Raw genomic sequence first — 22,572 nt, 5'->3', positions numbered from 1 at the left:
ATAAATTATAAAAGCATTATAAAATTCAATTACTCAATTTATTCAGCTTAGAATATTCTACAAAAGCTGACTGCAATTCACTTAAAATGGTAGCCGCATTGAAGTTTTTACGATACTTTTTGGAAAGATGATTAACTTTTTCTGCGTATGCCAAAAAATGATCAATGCGTTCTTCATCCATTCCATATTTTTCAAATATATCTAAATTGACTTCTTCTTTTACTTTAGCAAGAAAATTCTGGGTCTCAATATAATTAGGAGTCGTAATTTTTGGAGAAACAGCTTTCTTTACTAAACCCACTGCTGCACCTAAAGTTTTTATTAAATCAATTAGTCCTGCCTGAAAATCGTGTCCCTGAAAAGATTTAGGGATTGTATTTCGGGGAAGAGGTTCATTCAGTTCAGATTTCATGTACTCGTTAACATAAGATTTCAGGTCAGCTACTTTTTTAGAATCATCAAAATGTTTACTGTCTCTTGCCAAATTTCCGGAAGATTTGTATTTAATTTCAACTTCAGGAATTAAAGTTTCTGCGCGTAAAAGCATAACTTCCATCTGAGTGTTAAATAGATTTTCCACAATCTTATCTGTTCGATAAAAACCTTCTTTTATAAATCTTATTTCATCCCTGTCTGTTGCTTCAATCGTAAAGTAACCGGAATGATTACTGTAAACTTTTAAACTTTTGCTGATGTTAAAAACTAAGACATTAACCACAGGATTTTGTTCTTCATCCACGATCCTACCAGAGATGTTTTGTTGAGAAAATATGCAGATTACCATTAACAAACAAATTACCGTCAAGATTCTGTCAAAAATAGATATGGCTTTCATTCTGTAGATTTTGTATTTTCTTTAAGTCTTTCAACATACACGGGAATAACCTCTTCAAGATTAAACATTACCCTGTTTATATTTTTAACTTTAATATAAGACCTTATCTCTGGCTTCACGATAAAACTGAATTCCAAAAACTCTAAAATTTTTTCTGCAGGTATTTCGTTTTTCACAAAATATTCATCATCGATTCTATTTCTGATCCAAGTAATATCAAGCTGTATATCTTCATATTTATACCATCTTTTTTGCCGCCTGGATTTTCCGCTTATTAAATCATAAACATGTTGAACATTGATACTTCCAAAAGCTGCACCTAATAAAACTCTGTTTAATTCTGCGGGAACTTCACGTAGCTTTTCGGGAGGCTTAGGCAGACCTATATCTTTCTGAAGTTGCTCCTTCTTATCAATTTTCGATAAGCGTTTAGAATCTTTAGATAAATTTCCTGTTACAGAAACAATTTCTACTTTCTCAATTTCTTCGGGAATTCTTATCAGAACAACATTCATTGAAATATCTACATTATAAACCCTCCTCGAAACTCTTTCATACCCATTTTTCACAAATCTGATCTCGTCTTTCTCTGAAGCTTCAATTGAAAATTCACCAGAAGAATTACTGTAAACCTTTTTATCATTTGCCATATTGACAACTAAAACGGAGCTTATAACCATGTCGTTTTCACTCATTATAGTTCCCGAAACTTTTTGCTGACAAAAGAAATTTGCCGTAATATAAAAGAAAAATACAGCAAAAATTTTCCTAATCACTTGCAGTTATTTTTGCATTTGTGGTACTTTATAAGAGTCAATTCTCATGAGAACCGCATTCTGAAACCTTCTTAAATCGGCGTCACTTACAAAGCCATACTTAAGGATTTTTTGTCTTTCAAACCCTCCTGAAAGGATATAAGTAATAAAATGATGAATGAAAGGCTTTTCTATTTTTAAGTCGGCAAAATACTGATCGCCCAGAGCATAGGCCAGATAATTGGATAAGTCAAGGTCATCCCACTTGTTTTTTACTTTTCCTATAGAAAACCCCTGCCCTTTTGGCTGAACGAATTCTCCCGGTCTAGCGGCTAAAATTCGGGGGTCAGATTTTTGTTTAATATAATTACTGATATCCGCTCTTAATTTTTCGACTTTTGCAGGAGGATTCATTGTTTTAGAATCGATTTTTAAATCTCCGCTAAGCCCTTTTTTAATTTCCACTTCTGCAATTAATTGGGCTGCTCTCACCAGTTTCACATTCATCGGGGATTCTATATTTTGTTTAGAAACCCTTAGATCCATTCGCTCATACCCATTTTTGAAAAACCGGAGTACATCACCTTCCCTTCCGCTTACCATAAAATGACCATCTCTGTTGGTAAATACCTGCTCGTTGGTTCGCATATTGATCACCGTCACACTGGGAACCTCAGTAAGGTCTTCAGAAGAAATTTTCCCAAATATATAGCTTTGAGCATTGATTTGGATGAAGAAAACAAACGATAAGATAAAGAGTAGTTTAAATTTCACAGATTATTGTTTTATTGAACAAAACTAAAGTTATTTTTTAATCTAATCATAAGTTTAACCAGACTTAACGCGATTTAATATTTTTTTTGAGTTTTAAGTTCAAAACTGTTAAAATATGGGCTTCTATTTGTTAAATTTTAAACTAAATTTTATCTAAATTGCACAAAATCTTTCGTTCAAAATGTCAAACTCTTATACTGTAATCAATGCATCGGCCGGTTCCGGGAAAACTTATGCTCTCGTACAGCGACTTTTGATGATTTGCCTGAGATATCCTAACCAGCAGCAATCGATCAGAAACATTCTTGCGTTGACATTTACCAACAAAGCAGCCAACGAAATGAAAGAAAGAATTCTTTCGTGGCTCGGAAAATTTACCGCAGAAAATTATACCGGAAATAATGATTTAAAAAATATTCAGAAAGCATTTGAAACAGAAGGTTTAAAAATCACAATCGACGAGCTTCATCATCGCTCAAAAAAACTCTTAGATTACATCCTTCATAATTATTCGACTTTAAATATCGGAACAATTGACCGCTTCAATTCCCGATTGGTTCGAAGTTTTTCCTATGAATTAGGTTTGGCAAAAAATTTTAATCTTGAAATTGATGCTGAACCATTTTTAATTGAAGCGGTTGATAAAATGCTTGACCAAATTGGAGAAAACGAGAATATCTCCAATTCATTTATGGATTATGTAGATTACAGTCTTGAAAACAACGAAAGAATTAATCTTAATAAAAACCTTTACGATTCTGCAAAAGAATTTGTGAAAGATATTCATTACGAACACCTCAAAAACAATAAAGAATTTGACGATGTAAATTATGAAAGCATTAAAAACACGCTGAGAAAAGAAATTACTTCCAACAAAAAGCAATCTTTGGAACTTGCTTTAAGTTCGATTGATTTGTTCAAATCAAGAAACATTGAGATTGAAGATTTTGCACAGGGAAAAAACGGACTCGGTGGATTCTTCCCAAAAGTGATCGATTTTTATCTGAAAAAAAGACCGGGATTTCCTTTTCCAAGCTCCACTGAAGAGTCTGTAGTTGAAAAATACAGAAAAGGAGCCGCCGCGAAATCAAAACATAAAGAATCGGAAATTTCAGAAATATTAGAACAACTTCTGGAAAACAGAATGAAGCTGATTCTTTTGTTCATCGAAACTCAAAAAAAAGAAAAAATACTATCTGCTTTGCTGCCTTTGAAAGTGAATAAAGACATTCAGGATGAGCTGAGAAAAATTGAAGAAGAAAATGATTTGGTTCTGCTTTCAAAATTCAATATTTTAATTAACGAAAATCTTAAAAACGAACCGTCTGCGTTTATTTACGAAAAAGTGGGTTCGCAGTTTCAGCATTATTTCTTTGACGAATTTCAGGATACTTCAGAGCTTCAGTGGCAGAACTTTGTCCCGTTGAGAGACCACAGTATTTCGTCAGAAAATACCTCTTTTACTTTAGTTGGCGATCCCAAACAAAGTATTTACCGCTTTCGCGGTGGAGAAAGCAAACTGATGTTGAACATCATCAACAAGAAAGAGTTTTCTCCCAAACAAGCAGATTTATTAGTGTTAAAAGATAACTGGAGAAGCGCAAAAAATATTGTTCAGTTTAATAATGATCTCTATCATTTTCATTCTTTACATCTTGAAGAAGAACATCAACACATTTTCGGAACCGATGGTGAACAAAATCCAAAATCGAGTATTGAAGGGCGTGTAAAAGTGAATCTTATTGAAAATTTAACCAATGAAGATTTTTACAACGATGTTACGGATAAAATGCAGAAAGATATTCAGGAATGTCTTGATAACGGCTTCAGGTTTTCAGACATTACAATTCTCTGCCGTGGAAATTTTGATATTTTTTCTTATTCACAAAAATTAGGAAATCTGAAAATCAATTATAATGGCGAAGAAACCAACATCAAAACAATTTCCGACAAAGGTCTGACTTTAGAGTTATCGAATACTTTGCAGGCTGTCGTGGAGTTTCTGAAATGGGAAACGAATCCGAAAAACAAACCCCACCTGATTATGATGATGTTTTATCTGAACCGACTCGGAAGAATTGATATGTCTGATTTTACTTTGGGAATGAAAGAAATTCTGGCTTTGGAACAGCATGAAAAGATCGTTCAGTTTATAGAAGAAAAATATGATCTAAAATTAAAGCAGGATCACTTTCCGAAATTTAATCTTTACAATTTTGTCGAATATTATATCAATGAATTTTCAATTGAAAATAAAGAAACCGACTTTCTTCTCAACTTCCTTGAAATGCTTTTTAATTTTACTCAAAATGCAGGAGCAAGCACCAAAGAATTCCTGAAATACTGGGATGAAGAAGCTTCAACCTACACGATTCAGGCTTCTGAGAATATTGATGCGATTCAAATCATGACGATTCACAAGGCAAAAGGACTTGAATTTCCCGTTGTTTTCATTCCGATGATGAATAAAAACCGAGACTCTGAATTTACCAATTGGTTTGAAAATGACACAAATTCACCCTTAAAGTCTGTCAACATCAATCAGTTCAATAAAAATCTCGAAGTTTACGATCCAGGCATTCAAAAATTCAACATGGAAAATGCTTATAAAAATCTTGTCGACCGATTATGCCTGCAATATGTTGCCACAACACGGCCTGTGGAACAGTTGTTTTTTTATCTGCAAAAACCTAATAAGACTTCAAATAATTTAGAAATCCTGGAATTTGTACAGTCTAAAAATCCACAGAATCTGGATGAATTTGATTTGTATAATACCTCTCCTGAAATGCTGAAAAAACAAATCAGTCATAAAAATTCTGGATTTAAAACCAAAAGTATCGAAAACCTGAGAAATGAACACGAAAATACAAGCTCGATAAAAATCGCAACCCCCTCTAAAAATTATCAGGTAAGAGATGAAAAAGTAAGAATCGGGCTTTTTGTACACGAGCTGCTATCAAAAATCAATACTGAAAAAGACATTGATAAAGTGCTGGAAACTTATGTTTTAGAAGGTCAGATCACGCTTGATGAAAAAGCAAATATTAAAGAAGATCTGAAAAAAATCATTCATCAGTATTCTGAATTTTTTGATGAAAAATGGAAAGTAATTAATGAAAAAGATATTATGATTTCTGAAAGAGGTATCAGTAAAATTTATCGCCCCGACAGAATTTTAAAAAGTGATGAAGGTTATATTATCGTTGATTTTAAGACCGGAATGGAAACCGCAAAGAATGAAAAACAAATTGAAACGTATAAATCTGTTTTGGAGAATTTAGGAATGAAAGTTATTAAAACCCAGTTAATTTACTTGTAATTTGTATTTCATATAAAGCTAAAAATTTTCGGCGGCACCTTTGGTGCCGCCGAAAATTTAATTTATTTAATTAAGCTGTCGCATCTGCTACAAAAACTCTCTTCGCCAATTCTTGGTCAAAAAGATATAAAGCCGATGGATTATCACAAACCATTTTAATTTTAGTTACATATTGAGACGCGCTTGCCTCCTCTTCTACCTGCTCATTAATGAACCATTGTAAGAAAGAAGTTGTTGCAAAATCTCCTTCATCATTTGCATTTTTTACAATATTGAAAATACTTCTTGTCACTTTCTTTTCATGCTCCAATGCTTTTTCAAAAATATCTGTTGCGTTCTCAAACTCGTGTGGCGGTTTTGCAATTTCTCCAAGGATAATCTCTCCACCTACATCATTTAAATAATCAAACATTTTATCTGCGTGCATCAATTCTTCTTTACTTTGCACTCTGAAGTAATTAGCAATGCCGTCAAGATCTTTTGCTGAAAACCAGGCAGACATTGAAAGATAATATTGAGCCGCATATTGCTCGTGTGCGATTTGTTCGTTTATTAACTGTGCAATTTTTTCACTTACCATAATAAAAATTTATACTCAAATTTACGGATTATCGGTCGAAAGGAAAAACAAACACTTAAATTTAGATTTAGATTGAATACAAAAAGGGCAGAAAAAATCTGCCCTTCCAACATTAAAAATCAAAATTATAAACCTATTCAGCTTATATAGAAGTTCCGCTCTGAGTTCTCTTCATCATTCTTCTTTCTCCATTTAGTCCTTTTTCTTTCATCATTGCTTTTCTCTCTTCCATTTTAGCTTTTCTCGAAGCCTGCCATTTATCGTATTGCTCAGGAGACAAGATGCTTTTCATTTCATTATCCATCTGCTGTCTTTTTGCTTTCATCTGCTCCATTTTTGCCTGTCTTTCACCTCTGTTTTTTTCAAACTCAGCTTTCATTTCTGCTTTACGCTTTTCCTGGAGGCTTTTGATTTTTGCAACCTGAGAATCATTCAGATTCAATTCTTTCTGCATTTCAGCTATTCTTTCCTGTTGCTTCTGCTCCATTTTTTTGTGCATTTCCTCTCTGTTGATTTTTTTATCCTGAGGATTTACCTGCTGTGCCATTGCAAAACTTCCTGTTACGATAAAGGCTGCGGCTAGTACTAATTTTTTCATGTGTTTACAATTATTAATTGGTTTCTTATATCTTTTTGATGTATAATTCCAGGATAAGTTAAAAACAAAATTCATAATTAATGTTAAATTTTATTATTAAATATTTAAATATTTTTAAAATAAAAAAGAGAGTAAGCAATAAAACCTACTCTCAACACCACTCAAATATAATATATGAAAACTAATTACTAACTAAATTTCCTCTAAAACCAGACCCTCTTCCTTCACCTCCTCTGTTTTGCTGTCTCGGCGAACTGTTCTGAATTCTCGGACTTGAATTTTCGTTTCTCGGCTGGGATCTGAAACCTCCATTACCGTTATTTCTAGGTGAACTGCTTTCCACTCTTGGAGAAGCCATTCTAGGGCTTTCTGATCTGAACCCTCCATTACCATTGTTTCTTGGAGAATTATTTTCCGCTCTCGGAGTTTCCATCCTTGGGCTTTCAGATCTGAAACCACCATTTCCTGAATTGCCTCTTACACCATTATTTCCATTGTTTCCCCTTACGCCATTATCAGAATTTCTGAAACCTCCGTTATTACCATTTCTAACACCATTGTTATTTCTGAATCCTGAACTGTTACCGTTACCATTTCTGAAGCCTGAGTTTCTTACTACATTCAAAGTAGGATTATCATTTCTTCTGAAACTGTTTCTGTCTACTCTGTAAATATTAATATTTACATTTCTATATCTAGGCGTAACTCTAAATCTTGGTGTGTAGTACGTTCTTCTGTAATTCTGGAAATACACAATCGGGCTGGCTCCATGATAATAGTTATTTTGGAAAACCACAAAAACTCTCGGTCCTAAAATTCTTTCCATTGCATAGAATCTGTCGTAATACCATCTGTCGGGATTAAATCTGTAGAAATTATTCCACGCTGCAAAATTTGCATATAAATTATTTAAATACAGAATCTGGTCAATCTGCCAACGATTTAATCTGTTCTGGATAAAAAAGTTGTTCCAGTTGATACTAATGATACTTTGTCTGTAATCGTTGTAATAACTCTGGTAATAATCCTGTGGATAATAATCCTGCGGATAATTGTAATAATAATCATCCGGGAAATAATACCTGTCATCTTCATCACTGTAATATCCGTCATTATTTCCGTAATAGTCGTCATTACCCCAACCGTTATTTGGATATTGCTGAGCAAACGTTAACGTCGCTAATCCAAGTGCAAATCCTATAAATATTTTTTTCATTTCGTTAATCGTTAATTGGTTATATTAAGAATTATCATTCCTGTCTTTTTGATTGAGATACAAAAAAGAAGTTAAATCCTAAGATAAAACTTCTTTTTAAAATATTTACAATCAACTGATTTTCAATTAAATAATTTAACTTATTTTCTACCACTATCATTAACCCAATTTGAAATTTTCGCATTAAAACCTGAATTTTCAATTAAATTTTCAACATTTAAATGCATTCTGTATCGCCAATAATGAGGAAATACTGCAGGATTATTAATTCTTTCATTATCCATCTTAGGATTGGCTAAATTTCCATCGGTAGCCAGAAATTCCTGAATTGGAAAAATCGCCAAAACGGCATCATTGTAAAGATGCTGCTTCATAATAATTTCAGCCAAATATGGAGTTAAATCTTTTGGAGCTTCTCCATGCTGACTTAATTGTTGATTAAAATACGTTTGTGTTAAAACTTTGTTCTCTTTCCACCATTGGCGAAGTGTGGAGCTGTCATGAGAAGATGCTGTTACCACATTCAGATAACTTGCTTGCTTCGGATTATAGAAAGGAAGATTTCCAGGAGGCATTCGCTGAACTTTTAGCGCAACAATCGCCAATTCATCCATTACTTCAGGAACACAATCAGGAACCAAGCCTAAATCTTCACCACAAATCAGCATATTGGTAGCATTCAGAATCACAGGAAGTTTTTCCATTGCTTTTTCTTTCCACAGATAATCCTGTCTTTTGTAGAAGTAATCTTGGTAAAGTTCATAGAGAGACTGCTTTTCCCAATCTGAAAGATATTGATAAGAATCTGTTTTAAATAGATTAAATCTCGGATGATAAACAGTTTCACCGTTTTTTTCTTCAGATAAAAACAATACATTTGCGCACAATGAAACCAGCTTTTCTGCTATTTCATCTTCAGGTTGGTTTTTAAAATGGGCTGAAAGTTTTCTTTGAGTATTAAACTCTTCTTTAAAATGATAAGTTCCATCTGAATTTTTATCCATGAAATGTAAGGCTCTGAAAGTTTCCTCACCAAAATATTTCCATAAAATCTGATCGTTAATAAAAGGCTTACAATATCTTTCAAAATCAAAAGGAATATGTCTGGCTTTAAACTCTTCTAAAACCACAGGAATCGCAGGATAAAAATATCCCAAAATTCCCTGCGTTGCTGAAATTGGCATTCTCCAAATACGGAAAAATCCAAGAATATGATCGATTCTCATGGCGTCAAAATATTGCTCCAAAGCTTTGAATCTGTTTTTCCACCATCTGTAATTGTCATTCTTCATCGCTTCCCAATTGTAAGTCGGAAATTCCCAGTTCTGCCCGATTTCTGTAAACTGATCCGGTGGTGCTCCAGCCTGAAAATCCATCCCGAATAATTCAGGTTCTGTCCATGCTTCTACGGAATATCTATAAATACCGATCGGCAAATCTCCTTTCAGCGAAATTCCCAGACTATGAACATAATCTACGGCATCTTTCAGTTGTTTATGCAACTGAAACTGTATCCAAGCATGGAGCATTGCCGCATCAAAATCTTTATTTTTAGATGAAAAAAAGGGAGCTATTTTTCCTGCAATATATTTTTTATGAGTTTTCCAGATATTGAAATTAGGCGTTTTATACTTATCTCTCAAAACGCAAAATGCAGAGTAAGGCAATAGCCATCCTTCATTATCTTTTATGAATTTCTTAAAACTTCTGTCTTTATAAATTTTCTCTTTTTCTAGATTGAAAATAGCTTTCAGATACTTCCATTTTGAAGAAATCATCTTTTCGTAATCAATTAATTCTAAAGAATTCAGTTTACTTTTTTCATTCTCATATTCTTCAATTAAATCCTTCGGTAATTCATAATCAAGATTTTCAATAGAAATATATTGCGGATGCAAAGCATAAACAGAAACCGCTGCATAAGGATAAGAATCCGTCCAAGAATAATTTGCAGTCGTATCGTTAATCGGTAAAATCTGAATAATTCCTAAAGAAGCATTATTTGCCCAATCTCCAAGTTTTTTTAGGTTAGAAAATTCTCCCACACCAAAGCCATTTTCGGTTCGCAATGAGAAAACAGGAACTGCAACTCCGGCATCATGATACATCTGATAAGATTTAAACTTAAAATAGTGGTCTGCTACAATCTGTAAAACATCTTTTTGGTTATTGGGAGCTGTTGAACGGTTTCCTCCATTTTCCACATCAATTACCTTCCGCTGAGTTTTATCATAAATTGCATACTTATATTGAATCATCTGAATTTCCGGAATCTCTACCGAAGCTTCCCAAATTCCGAAATCTGTTTGCGACATATGAATGGCATTTTCATAACTCCAGTTTCCTAAAGAAAATGTATTTCCAATAATTACAATTTCCCAGTCAGGATTATAAATTGGTGCTTCAATCCTGAGTAAGTGTGTATGCTTTTTTAAAACCGAAAATTTTTGCGGTTTTAATTGAGTAAATTTATTTCGAAGAATTTTATTGTTTAAATAATTTTCAGGAAAATTTTTACTGTTCCATTCATCAAAAATTAGAAATTCTTTGTAATTATGAGGAAAATTCAGATGATGTTTTACAAATTCTTCCCGCAGAATATTTCCTCTCTCATCTTTAAGCTGATATTTGTAATCTATTGACTTCGAAAAACAATCTACTTCACATTTCCACAACCCATTTTCGGTGTGAAACATTGTATGATTTCGAACAGCAGAATCTTTTTCATCAATAACCAACGCTAGTTTTTCTCCAGGTTTTGTATGGTATTCAATATTAAAATACAATTTCATCGATGTATATTTTCATTAAAAATACGTTTAAAAATTGAAAAACGAATTGTTGTAATATCAAATATTCATTAAAAAACCTTTTCTCAAAAGTGAGAAAAGGTTCAAAATATTATAAAAAAGTCAATTATTTTGTCACTACAATTTTTTTAGAAAGTAAAGTTTTTCCCGATTCTTCAGCGATATTCACCAAATAAGCTCCGGTAACTAAGTTTCTTAAATAAATTTGTTGATTAAGATTTCCGTCTTTTACCGATAAAGTGGATGACATTACAGATTTCCCCGAGATATCAAAAATATTCACTTTAATATTTCCTTTTACTGATTTATCGTTTACATTTACAGTAATGTTTTGATCATCAACTTTTGTCGGATAGATATCTATATTCGCAAAAATATTTTTCGTTACCGCTCTGTCGTTTGCAAAATATTTACTTGCCAGATCGTAAATATGAAGATTTTGTTCCCCCGGAAGTTGTTTTGCCTCTAACTTATCAAGATTCAATTCATACAGAGCAGCACCTTTCGCACTTGCAACAACAATATTTCCTTTTGAATTGACAGCAGCTCCGTTTACAGAATAATTTTCGGGCAAACCTGTGATTTTACCTACAAATTTTGCATTTAGTTCTTTTGTTGAAACCTTGAACACATTTCCCGAAGCAGCGAAAACATAGAAATTGTTATCTGCATCAGCAATCATGTCACCTCCAAAACCCGTCTCCATTGCTGTGAACGAATTTTTACCGTTTGAAACATCATCTTTAATGATTCCAAGGTCATTAACAATATACTGATTGTTTTTTTTGCCAATTTGAATAAATTGTGTTCCTGCATTATTGATTGCATAAATATTTCCATCGTATCCGGTCGCCATCCTTGTCATATGAGAATTGATGTCGCAGGACGTAACTCTTGCAACCGTATTTTCAACTAAGGTAATCTCTTTTGTTTGTTGATTTAAAACATAAATATTAGATGAAAACATGGGCATATACACCAGATTGTTTCCGGAAGAATCGAAAGCTAATGCAGCCAAAGTAGTCGCCTGAGAATTGCTGTAAGCATTCTTAATTTCTGTAATTACAGCATTTCTCGCTTGAGAGGTAACTTTCGCCTCTGAAGAAACGCTAAAAATACTTTCGCCAGAAGTAGCATCCGAATTCATTGCACGAAAATCGTTGAATTCAATTCCGGGAGAGTTTTTCCCTGTTAATGCAAAAAAATCCTGTTGTGCGTTGATTGTGTTTCCAAATAGCAATAAGACAATAGGGAATAAATGTTTTTTCATAGTATATAAATTTTGATTTTAATCATTTTAGTATGACTAAGTTACATAATTTTTGGATTGGATTTGAAAAATTTTAAGGTTGAGACAAGAAATTTTTTCAACACAAAGTTCGCTAAGCTATATTTAAAATCATTGAAAATATTTTTCGTTCGCAAAGGCGTTTCACTCAGCTAAGTTATCCACAATATTGTCATGCTGAAAGCACCTAAGCATAGCCTTAATAAAACAATTTAATACATAAAAAACTCTCGCATATTTTGCGGATTTGGCAGATGGGTGTGATGAAAAATCTGCGTAATCTGTAAAATCTGCGAGAGATATATTAAAAGCTCTAAGTTTTATTCTAATTTAAAACGTAAGAAGTTCCGTCTCTTCCGTCTTTCAGCTCAATACCTTCTGCAAGAAGTTTATCACGGATTTGGTCTGAAAGTTCAAAGTTTTTCGATTTTCTTGCCTGATTTCTTAGTTCAATTAAAACTTTCAGCGTTTGATCTAATTTTTCGTTATTATTCTCTTCAATAGTCTGAAGTCCTAAAACATCGAAAACAAGAGCATTTAAAGTAGATTTTAATTCCTCTAGATCTTTCGTTGAAATCGTTTCTTTAGCATCATTCAAAGCAAAAATATATTTTACCGCTTCAAATAAATGTGCAATCAAAACCGGAGAATTGAAATCATCCGTTAACGCATCATACGCTTTGTTTTTCCATTCCTCAAGGCTGAAACCGGATTGTTTTTCATCATTCGGAACGATGTTATTTAAAACTTTAATCGCTTCCATTAATCTGCTGAATCCTTTTTCACTCGCCAGCATGGCATCATTAGAAATATCCAAAACGCTTCTGTAATGAGCCTGTAAAAAGCAAAAACGTACAATTGACGGATGGAAAGGTTTTTCAAAGAAATCATTTTCACCAGTCACCAACTGCATCGGCAAAATGTAATTCCCTGTAGATTTACTCATACGCTGAGAATTCATCGTCAACATATTGGCGTGCATCCAATAATTTACAGGAGCGGTATCGTTGCAGGCTTTTCCTTGTGCAATTTCACATTCGTGGTGAGGGAATTTCAAATCCATTCCACCTCCGTGAATATCGAAAGTTTCCCCTAAATATTTCGTGCTCATTGCAGTACATTCAAGGTGCCATCCCGGGAAACCTTCTCCCCAAGGCGAATTCCATCTCATAATGTGTGCAGGAGAAGCTTTTTTCCACAATGCAAAATCCTGTGGATTTTTCTTTTCGCCCTGTCCGTCCAAATCGCGGGTATTTGCGAAAAGTTCTTCAATATTTCTTTTTGACAATTCACCGTAATTCAAACCTCTTGCATTGTATTCCAAAACATCGAAATACACAGAACCATTGCTTTCGTAGGCGAATCCTCTTTCAATTAATTTTTGTGTCAATTCAATTTGTTCCACGATATGACCTGTTGCAGTCGGTTCGATATTCGGAGGCAATAAATTGAACAGATCCAGAACTTTATGAAAATCTACCGTATATTTCTGTACAATTTCCATAGGTTCCAGTTTCTCAAGACGGGTCTGTTTTACGAATCGGTCGTTATTTACATCTCCATCGTCGGTAAGGTGACCGGCATCGGTGATATTTCTTACATATCTTACCTTGTAACCCAAATGCATTAAACTTCTGTAAATAAAGTCGAAAGAAAGGAAAGTTCTTACATTTCCCAAATGTACATTGCTGTAAACCGTCGGTCCACAAACGTACATTCCCACATTTCCGTCTAAAATAGGTTTAAATATTTCTTTTTCTCCCGCAAGCGAGTTGTATATTTTTAATTGCATTTTTTTATTTTGATTTAATGATTTTTAAAATTTAGTGTAAAGTTTTATTTTATTAAAAGATGAAAACCTTTTAACAGCAGCAAGCGCAGCAACAACAAATAATGGTTGTTAAAAAAATCTTGTCTGAAACTTTTTTAAATTTTATCATTATTAAATAGCTTTTAAGTGATGTTGTAAGTGACTAATATAATCATTAATAATAAATTCCAACGTAAAAACCTGAGGTTCGTTTTTTGTCATATCACAGGTTCTCTGCAGAGCCTCATCCGGAATGTTTTCAACAACATTTACAATCTGAAGATTAAGAAATTTCCAAAGATTGATGATATCCGAAGTTGGAACATTCTGATAATTCTGAGCTTTTACCCAAAAATTCTGATCATAAACAATATTCTCGTTTTCTTTGTATTGAGTAATTACAAATCTCCTGATATTCGACAGAGCACTATCACAAAGATGACCTAAAATTTCTTTTTTAGACCATTTTTCAGGAGAAATTTTTGCTGACCATGCTTCTTCCGAAATATTTTCAAACCTCTGAAGCTCTTCGTTTACAATATTTTTAAGAATCTGATAATCCATAATTCTGTTATCTTACTTAATAATCCAATTTTGCATGGCTTCCCACATAATGGAGGAATTCCTGTCTTGTAATAGGATTGGTTCTGAAAATCCCGCTCAATTCCGCTGTGATCGTAGAACTTGCCGTATCTTTTATTCCTCTGCAGTTGACACAAAGATGTTTTGCATCGATAATACAGGCTACATCTTTCGTTCCCAAAGCTTCTTTTAAGGCATCCACAATCTGCATCGTGAGTCTTTCCTGAACCTGCGGTCTTTTCGCATAATAATCAACAATCCTGTTAATTTTGGAAAGACCGATCACTTCACCGTTCGAAATGTAAGCAACATGCGCTCTCCCGATAATCGGTAAAAAATGATGTTCGCAGAAAGAATATACCGTGATGTCTTTTTCTACCAACATCTGGCGGTATTTATATTTGTTTGAAAATGTAGAAATTCCAGGTTTATTTTCAGGAAGAAGTCCTCCAAAAATTTCGTTCACATACATTTTTGCCACACGTCTCGGAGAATCTTTTAAAGAATCATCGGTCATATCCATACCCAATGTTTCCATGATTTCCCCAAAAAGTTCCGTAATTTTTTCTATCTTCTCTTCTGGCGATTTATCAAAAGCATCTTCCCGTATAGGCGTATGTTCTTTTCCAGTGAAAATATCATCGTCGTTATCAGTAAAATCAACCATTTTTATTTAATTTGCACAAAAATACGGATAAAATCTGTTGGTCATATTTAATTTGACTGAAAAACATTATCTTTCAACTCCACTATCATTTTACATCATGATTATTGCTGAAGAAGTACAAAACGAATCCCAGAAAAAGGAATTTTTAGAGTTTCCGGCAAGGCTTTACCAACACGACAAAAACTACATCAGACCAAGAAATATCGATATTGAAGATGTTTTTAATCCTGAAAAAAATAAATTCTTTAAAAGCGGAGAATGTGCAAGGTTTTTATTTAAAAATAACAATGAGACGGTAGGAAAAGTTGCGGTTTTCATCAATGAAACGTACACACAAAAGCAACCGACTGGCGGGTTTGGATTTTTTGACTGTATTTATGATCAGGAAACAGCAAATTTTATTTTTGACCATTGCAAAAACTGGCTTCAGCAAAGAGGAATGGAAGCGATGGACGGACCGATTAATTTCGGGGAACGGGATAAATTTTGGGGATTGGTAATTGAAGGTTTTATAGAACCTTTGTTTGGGATGAACTATAATTTCCCGTATTATAAAGAACTTTTCGAGAATTATGGTTTAAAGATTTACTTTGAACAATTGTGTTTTTCAAGACCAATTTTTGCTGAAGTTTCGAGAGTTTTCACCGTCATGCACGCAAAGCACAGCAAAAATCCTGAAATTTCTGCAAGACCCATGACGAAAGATAAGCTGGGGAAATTTGCCAAAGATTTTACTGAAATTTATAACAGAGCTTGGGCAGCACATGGCGAGGGAAAATGCATGGAAGAATCGAAGGTTTTGAAAATGTTTAAGACCATGAAACCGATTATCAATGAGCATATTTCGTGGTTCGTCTATGAAAATGAAAAGCCGATTGCCATGTGGATGAATCTTCCGGACACGAACCAATGGTTTAAATATCTCAACGGAAAATTCGGACTTTGGGAAAAGCTAAAATTTCTCTGGATTAAAAAGTTTAAGAAAAACGAAAAAATGGTGGGACTTGTTTTTGGTGTCGTCCCCGAATGGCAGCGAAAAGGCCTGGAAGGGTACATGATTTGGGAAGGAACACAGCACCTTAGAAAACACACGGATTTTAAAGTCACAGAAATGCAGTGGATTGGTGATTTTAATCCTAAAATGATCAAAATTGCCGAGAATCTTGATACTACAGTGACCCGAAAATTGGCGACTTATCGTTATTTATTCGATCAAAATAAGGAATTTGAAAGGCATCCGATGTTATGATAAAGTTTCGGGGGGGCCTTTGGCTCCGCCGAAACTTTTATAAATAGACTTCATTAAAAAAAGCAAAAGCTTGTCTTTCAACAAGCTTTCATCAAATATCATTTTACTTTATTAGAACAGCTCTGAGGCTACTTTTTTAATATTATCACTCTTTCCCATCGAATAAAAATGTAAAACAGGGACTCCGAAATCTAAAAGTTCTTTACTTTGAGTAATCGCCCATTCAATTCCGATCTGTTTTACGGCTTCGTTATTCTTGGCATTTTCAACTTCATTGATTAGTTCTTCCGGTAAATCAATTTTAAAGATTTGAGGAAGAATTTTTAAATGTTTTTTCGTTGCAATCGGCTTAATTCCCGGAATAATAGGAACGGTGATTCCCATTTCGCGAGCCTTTGTTACAAACTCAATATATTTTTTATTATCAAAAAACATTTGCGTTACGATATAATCTGCTCCTGCATCTACTTTTTGCTTTAACCATTTCAAATCATAATTCATTGAAGGCGCTTCCATATGTTTTTCGGGATAACCGGCAACGCCAATGCAGAATTTATTATGCTCTTCACGTTCTTCGTCTTGGTTATGAAGATATTTTCCTCTTCCCAGATCATTAATTTGATGAACCAGATCCATCGCACTGGCATGACCTCCCTGAGTTGGCTCAAAATATTGATGACCTTTCATTGCATCGCCTCTCAAAGCCATGATATTATCAATTCCAAGATACATACAGTCTACCAAAAGATATTCTGTTTCCTCTTTGGTAAAACCGCCGCAAAGCAAATGAGGAACCGTATCTACATTATATTTATGTTGAATGGCCGCACAAATTCCCAATGTTCCGGGACGCATTCTTGTGATGCGGCGCTCCATCAAACCGTTTCCTTTGTCGATATAAATATATTCTTCTCTGGAAGTTGTCACATCGATAAATGGTGGTTTAAATTCCATCAAAGGATCAATGTTTTTATATAAATCTTCAATCCCGATTCCTTTTTGGGGCGGAACAACTTCGAGGGAAAACAAAGTTTTTCCGTTTGCGTTTTTTATATGATCAGTAATCTTCATTTTATATTTTTATTGCGTGTTGAAAGTTGTTATTTACGATTAAAAAGCCAACAACAATCAATCATAACTATTTGATAATCTGTTTTAATATTTATTTTGAAGTTTGAGATTCGGCGGCGGCTTTGCCGCCGCCGAATCTCAAACTAAATTCCATCTGCTAAATTAGGATTCAGCCATTTTCTGGCTTCCTGCAGAGAAATCCCTTTTCTTTCAGAGTATTCTTTTAACTGGTCTTCTGCAATTTTTCCCAATCCGAAATATTTTGCATGTGGACTTCCGAAATAATATCCCGAAACTGCAGCAGTTGGGAACATGGCTAAGCTTTCCGTTAAATAAACGCCAATATTTTCTTTTACTTTTAAAAGATCCCAGATTGCATGTTTTTCCAAATGATCGGGACAAGCCGGATAACCTGGAGCCGGACGGATTCCTTTGTATTTTTCGGCAATTAATTCTTCGTTGCTTAAATTTTCCTGATTCGCGTAACCCCAATATTCGGTTCTTACTTTTTTATGTAAAAATTCAGCGTAGGCTTCTGCAAAACGGTCTGCTAAAGCTTTTACCATGATGGCATTGTAATCGTCATTCGCTTTTTCATATTCTTCTGCCAGTTCATCTGTTCCGAAGCCTGTGGTTACACAAAAAGCACCCATATAATCGGTTTTTCCTGAACTTTGAGGCGCAATAAAATCACTTAAAGCCAGATAATCTTTTCCTTTTGAACGTTGGGCTTGTTGTCTTAATGTTAAGAATTTTACTTTCTGTTCATTATTTTCATCGAAGATTAAAATATCATCCGTTTCATTCGAATTAGCCTTAAAAATTCCGAAAATGGCTTTTGCGGTTAATAATTTTTCATCTAAAATTCGATTTAAAATAACCTGTGCATCTTTGAACAATTCCCTTGCCTGAGTTCCTACAACCTCATCTTCTAAAATATTCGGATATTTTCCATGCAAATCCCAGCTTCTGAAAAACGGCGACCAGTCGATGAAAGGTAATAATTCCCTCAAATCCTGATTTTCAAAAACCTTAATTCCTAATTGATTGGGCGTAAAAATTTCTTCGTTTTCCCAATCGATTTTAAATTTGTTTTTTCGGGCATCTTCAATCGAAACATAATCTTTATCAACCTGTCTGTTCAGGAATTTTTCTCTGAATTCAGAATAATCGTTCTTTAAATCCTCTACATATTCTTTATTTCTGTCGCCCAGCAATGAACTTACCACGTTTACCGCTCTGGAAGCATCATTCACGTGAACAACTGCATTTTTATATTTTAAATCGATTTTCACCGCAGTATGTGCTTTTGAAGTTGTTGCACCACCAATTAATAAAGGAAAATCTAAATTTTGTCTTTCTAATTCTGAAGCGATGTAGACCATTTCATCCAAACTTGGCGTAATCAATCCGCTAAGTCCGATAACATCTACTTTTTCTTCAATCGCTGTCTGGATAATTTTTTCGGCAGGAACCATTACTCCCAAATCAACGATTTCGTAATTGTTACAACCTAAAACTACGCTCACAATATTTTTTCCAATGTCGTGAACATCACCTTTTACCGTTGCCATCAGAATTTTTCCGTTGGCAGGTTTTGAACCGTCTTTTTCAGCTTCAATGAATGGCTGTAAATATGCCACCGCTTTTTTCATTACTCTTGCAGATTTTACAACCTGTGGCAAGAACATTTTCCCACTTCCAAATAGATCTCCGACAACGCCCATTCCGGTCATTAGATTGATTTCAATAACGTGCAGTGGTTTTTCCGCCTGTTGTCTTGCTTCTTCCACATCTTCTTCGATGAAACGGTCGATTCCTTTTACCAAAGCATGTGTAATTCTTTCCTGTAAAGGATGATTTCTCCATTCTAAATCTTCAACTTTTTCTTTTTTGACCGATTTATGCTTTTCAGAATAATCTAAAAGTCGTTCTGTAGCATCTTCTCTTTTATCAAGGATTACATCTTCGACAAGCTCGAGAAGTTCTTTATTAATTTCATCATAAACCTCCAACATCGCAGGATTTACAATTCCCATATTCATTCCCGCCTGAATCGCATGATACAGGAAAACCGAATGCATCGCTTCTCTTACCGTATCATTTCCACGGAACGAAAACGAAACATTGGAAACTCCTCCACTCACCGATGCATATGGAAGATTCTGGCGAACCCATCTCGTTGCTTCAATGAAGTCGATTGCATTTCTTCTATGCTCATCCATTCCCGTTGCAACCGGGAAAATATTTAAATCGAAAATAATGTCTTCTGCGGGGAAATTTAAACGATTCACTAAGATATCATAAGAACGTTTTGATATTTCGATTCTACGCTCGTACGTATCGGCTTGTCCCACCTCATCAAAAGCCATCACGATCACAGCTGCACCATATCTCTTAATTGCTTTTGCCTGTTTGATGAATTCTTCTTCACCGCCCTTTAAGCTGATGGAATTCACTACACATTTACCTTGAGCAACCTGTAATCCAGCTTCTAAAATTTCCCATTTTGAAGAATCAATCATGAGAGGAATTCTGGAAATATCCGGTTCGGAAGCAATTAAATTTAAAAATTTAATCATGGAAGCTTTCCCGTCAATCAATCCGTCGTCGAAATTGACATCAAGAATCTGTGCACCACCTTCAACCTGATGACGGGCGACATCCAAAGCTTCCCCGAATTTTTCTTCTTTAATTAATCTTAAAAATTTCTTTGAACCGGCAACATTGGTTCTTTCCCCAACGTTGATAAAATTACTTTCCGGTGTAATAATCAAAGGCTCGAGCCCCGATAATCTTAAATATTTCATCAAATTATTCTTCTAAAATAAAATATGCGTTATTCGCATTCTGCTTCAGCAAATCCACATGTTTGCCCAAAGCGGTAAAAATCGGAAACCGTTTATAACCCAGGTTATGTTCTTTCGCAAACTCTTCGATTTCCTCTGTAATTTCATTATAATAGGCATAACTGTAATTCGGGAAAAGGTGATGGGCAACGTGAAAGTTGAAATTCCCCAAAATATTCCTGATAAACCAGTTATTATTTGTTAAATCATTGGTTACTTCAAACTGATGGTGAAGCCAGCTGAACGGTAACCCGTTTTTTTCATCCAGTTTCGGAAAAGCATTGTCAGGAAGCGGATGTAAAGGCAGCAGTACAAAAAGAGCGAAAATACTCGCCGCAATAACCTGTAAAAACCAAGCTCCCAAAGCCAAACCGATGGATACTTTAAAAAACAAAACCGGAACTGCAATCTGATAGAAAAAATAGAACAGTTTATAGGCAACCATTTTAATTTTTTCTTTTGCCGGAATTGCTCCCTGTGTTTTCAGAATCACTCTTTCACTATCGAAAAAGTCTCTGAAATCACGAATAAACATCCAATTGAACAGATATAAAGGATATACCAAAAAGAAAAAGAAATGCTGATATTTCTGAACGCCTTTTGCTTTGATCCAGGGAACGATTAACAAAAGTCCGCTTTGTTCGATATCAGTGTCCCAACCGTCAACATTCGGATAAGCATGATGGCTTGCAATATGTCTTTTTTTCCAGATGTAGGAATTGGCTCCCACAAAATCAAAAATATGCAAAACAAGATTGTTCAATCTTTTGCTTTTGTAAATATTATTGTGAGCAGCTTCATGAATTAAATTCAAATAAATCAACACCAAAGAAATCCCCATCAACACAAAACTCAAAATATATATCCAAGGTCTATTGACATTAAAAAGCGCAAACACATATAAGCCAAAATAGACCAAAGGCAAAATAATGGCTTTGATCTGAATGTAAAGATCCCTGTTTTCGGGAATAGTTTCTACGCGTTGGTTCACTCTTTTTCTTAGTTCATTAAACAGTTTTGCATCTTCTGAATCTTTAAGGTAAATCGGTTTTTCCATAGTATTAAATTTGCATGATACTTAAATTTAATATTAAAAACCATTCCTTTTATTATCGATTCAATAAAAAAAATCTATTAAATCAGACAAATTCCTTCAATTTTCTTGGCGAATATTGGGCTACCAGATCTGCAATCGCTTTGATGTGATCCGGCGTTGTTCCGCAGCAACCTCCGATAATATTGATCAATCCTTTTTCCACGTATTCTTTGATCTGACTTGCCATATCTTCCGGCGTTTCGTCATATTTTCCAAAAGCATTCGGAAGACCAGCGTTCGGATACGCAGAAACGTGGAATTCTGAATTGTGAGCCAAAGTTTCCAAATACGGTGTCAATTGATTGGCTCCCAAAGCACAGTTGAAACCTACACTTAGTAAATTCAAATGCGAAACGGAGATTAAAAATGCTTCTGCAGTCTGTCCGCTCAATGTTCTTCCCGAAGCATCGGTAATTGTTCCTGAAACCATAATCGGGATTTTGATTCCTCTTTCATCCTGAAGTTCATCGATGGCAAATAAAGCTGCTTTTGCATTTAAGGTATCGAAAATAGTTTCTACCAACAAAACATCCGAACCTCCGTCTAATAAAGCTTCACATTGCTGTTTGTAGGCAACTCTCAGTTCTTCAAATGTAATCGCTCTGTAACCCGGATCGTTAACATCCGGACTTAAACTTGCCGTTCTATTTGTTGGACCGATGGATCCTGCTACAAATCTTGGTTTGTCAGGATTTTGAGCCGTGAATTCGTCACACACTTTTCTGGCAATTTTTGCAGATTCGTAGTTTAGTTCGTAAACCAAATCTTCCATGTGGTAATCTGCCATTGCAATGGTCGTTCCTGAAAACGTATTGGTTTCGATGATGTCTGCACCTGCTTCCAGATATTTTTTGTGCACTTCTTCAATCGCATGAGGTTGCGTTAACGATAATAAATCGTTATTGCCTTTTACAGGATGTTCCCAATCTTTAAAACGCTCACCACGATAATCTTCTTCTTCAAATTTGTATCGCTGAAGCATGGTTCCCATCGCTCCGTCAAGAATTAAAATTCTCTCGGATAATGCTTTGTATAGTTGTTCTGAATTTTTCATTTTTTATTTTGATTTA

The 22,572-nt window shown here is 34.6% G+C and carries 17 protein-coding genes; 2 read left to right on the top strand and 15 right to left on the bottom strand.

The genetic code is table 11. The features are described from left to right. Positions 1 to 25: 25 nt before the first annotated feature. Genes ACR1PN_RS02515 through ACR1PN_RS02505 form a run of 3 tightly spaced genes read right to left on the bottom strand, consistent with a single transcriptional unit; the run spans position 26 to position 2,364 of the window. Positions 26 to 835: a hypothetical protein gene (locus ACR1PN_RS02515; RefSeq protein WP_433978747.1), complete on the bottom strand. Its 810-nt coding sequence runs from the start codon at positions 833 to 835 to the stop codon at positions 26 to 28. Then, the gene (locus tag ACR1PN_RS02510; protein WP_433978746.1) at positions 832 to 1,611 is read right to left on the bottom strand and encodes a carboxypeptidase regulatory-like domain-containing protein; all 780 of its coding nucleotides are present in this window, start codon (positions 1,609 to 1,611) and stop codon (positions 832 to 834) included. Before ACR1PN_RS02510 ends, ACR1PN_RS02515 begins: the two co-directional genes overlap by 4 nt. Before the next feature lie 6 nt (positions 1,612 to 1,617). After that, the gene (locus ACR1PN_RS02505) at positions 1,618 to 2,364 is read right to left on the bottom strand and encodes a hypothetical protein (protein ID WP_433978745.1); all 747 of its coding nucleotides are present in this window, start codon (positions 2,362 to 2,364) and stop codon (positions 1,618 to 1,620) included. Between the two features lie 181 nt (positions 2,365 to 2,545). On the opposite strand from ACR1PN_RS02505, the gene ACR1PN_RS02500 reads away from it, so the two are divergent. Then, a complete protein-coding gene (locus tag ACR1PN_RS02500) occupies positions 2,546 to 5,686 on the top strand; it encodes a UvrD-helicase domain-containing protein (protein ID WP_433978744.1) in 3,141 nt (1,046 codons plus the stop codon). Between the two features lie 70 nt (positions 5,687 to 5,756). Here ACR1PN_RS02500 and ACR1PN_RS02495 read toward each other — a convergent pair whose 3' ends face one another. From ACR1PN_RS02495 to folE, 8 genes are all read right to left on the bottom strand, one after another. Continuing rightward, positions 5,757 to 6,266 carry a ferritin gene (locus ACR1PN_RS02495; protein WP_378177066.1) on the bottom strand — a complete coding sequence of 170 codons (510 nt, stop codon included), beginning with the start codon at positions 6,264 to 6,266 and terminating at the stop codon, positions 5,757 to 5,759. Positions 6,267 to 6,408: 142 nt separating this feature from the next. Then, complete coding sequence (locus tag ACR1PN_RS02490; protein ID WP_433978743.1) at positions 6,409 to 6,864, bottom strand: hypothetical protein; 456 nt, start codon at positions 6,862 to 6,864, stop codon at positions 6,409 to 6,411. 181 nt (positions 6,865 to 7,045) lie between these two features. Then, on the bottom strand, positions 7,046 to 8,080 hold the full coding sequence (locus ACR1PN_RS02485) for a hypothetical protein (RefSeq protein ID WP_433978742.1): 1,035 nt from the start codon (positions 8,078 to 8,080) through the stop codon (positions 7,046 to 7,048). 140 nt (positions 8,081 to 8,220) lie between these two features. Further along, positions 8,221 to 10,872 (bottom strand): 4-alpha-glucanotransferase, encoded by a 2,652-nt coding sequence (locus ACR1PN_RS02480; protein ID WP_433978741.1) that lies wholly within the window; start codon positions 10,870 to 10,872, stop codon positions 8,221 to 8,223. A gap of 124 nt (positions 10,873 to 10,996) precedes the next feature. Next, a complete protein-coding gene (locus ACR1PN_RS02475; RefSeq protein WP_433978740.1) occupies positions 10,997 to 12,160 on the bottom strand; it encodes a T9SS type A sorting domain-containing protein in 1,164 nt (387 codons plus the stop codon). Positions 12,161 to 12,503: 343 nt separating this feature from the next. Beyond that, positions 12,504 to 13,970: a cysteine--tRNA ligase gene (gene cysS, locus ACR1PN_RS02470; RefSeq protein WP_433978739.1), complete on the bottom strand. Its 1,467-nt coding sequence runs from the start codon at positions 13,968 to 13,970 to the stop codon at positions 12,504 to 12,506. 150 nt (positions 13,971 to 14,120) lie between these two features. Beyond that, positions 14,121 to 14,552: a DinB family protein gene (locus tag ACR1PN_RS02465; RefSeq protein ID WP_433978738.1), complete on the bottom strand. Its 432-nt coding sequence runs from the start codon at positions 14,550 to 14,552 to the stop codon at positions 14,121 to 14,123. A 16-nt stretch (positions 14,553 to 14,568) separates the two neighbouring features. Next, positions 14,569 to 15,237 carry a GTP cyclohydrolase I FolE gene (gene folE, locus ACR1PN_RS02460; protein ID WP_126653391.1) on the bottom strand — a complete coding sequence of 223 codons (669 nt, stop codon included), beginning with the start codon at positions 15,235 to 15,237 and terminating at the stop codon, positions 14,569 to 14,571. A 52-nt stretch (positions 15,238 to 15,289) separates the two neighbouring features. On the opposite strand from folE, the gene ACR1PN_RS02455 reads away from it, so the two are divergent. Continuing rightward, complete coding sequence (locus ACR1PN_RS02455; protein WP_433978737.1) at positions 15,290 to 16,486, top strand: hypothetical protein; 1,197 nt, start codon at positions 15,290 to 15,292, stop codon at positions 16,484 to 16,486. Between the two features lie 111 nt (positions 16,487 to 16,597). Here ACR1PN_RS02455 and metF read toward each other — a convergent pair whose 3' ends face one another. The 4 genes from metF to ACR1PN_RS02435 form a co-directional block, all read right to left on the bottom strand. Then, positions 16,598 to 17,557, bottom strand: coding sequence for a methylenetetrahydrofolate reductase [NAD(P)H] (gene metF / locus ACR1PN_RS02450; RefSeq protein WP_433978736.1), 960 nt, complete (start codon positions 17,555 to 17,557; stop codon positions 16,598 to 16,600). 143 nt (positions 17,558 to 17,700) lie between these two features. Beyond that, positions 17,701 to 20,367 carry a methionine synthase gene (metH, locus tag ACR1PN_RS02445; protein ID WP_433978735.1) on the bottom strand — a complete coding sequence of 889 codons (2,667 nt, stop codon included), beginning with the start codon at positions 20,365 to 20,367 and terminating at the stop codon, positions 17,701 to 17,703. A 4-nt stretch (positions 20,368 to 20,371) separates the two neighbouring features. After that, entirely contained in the window at positions 20,372 to 21,463 is a 1,092-nt protein-coding gene (locus ACR1PN_RS02440) for a fatty acid desaturase family protein (RefSeq protein WP_433978734.1), read from the bottom strand. A gap of 82 nt (positions 21,464 to 21,545) precedes the next feature. Continuing rightward, positions 21,546 to 22,556: a homocysteine S-methyltransferase family protein gene (locus tag ACR1PN_RS02435; protein ID WP_433978733.1), complete on the bottom strand. Its 1,011-nt coding sequence runs from the start codon at positions 22,554 to 22,556 to the stop codon at positions 21,546 to 21,548. Between the last annotated feature and the right edge of the window lie 16 nt (positions 22,557 to 22,572).

The organism is Chryseobacterium sp. RLHN22 (genome assembly GCF_051011795.1).
Taxonomy (GTDB): Bacteria; Bacteroidota; Bacteroidia; order Flavobacteriales; family Weeksellaceae; genus Chryseobacterium; species Chryseobacterium zhengzhouense.
Note: the sequence above shows the minus strand (reverse complement) of the source record. Positions and strands in the feature narration are given on the sequence as shown.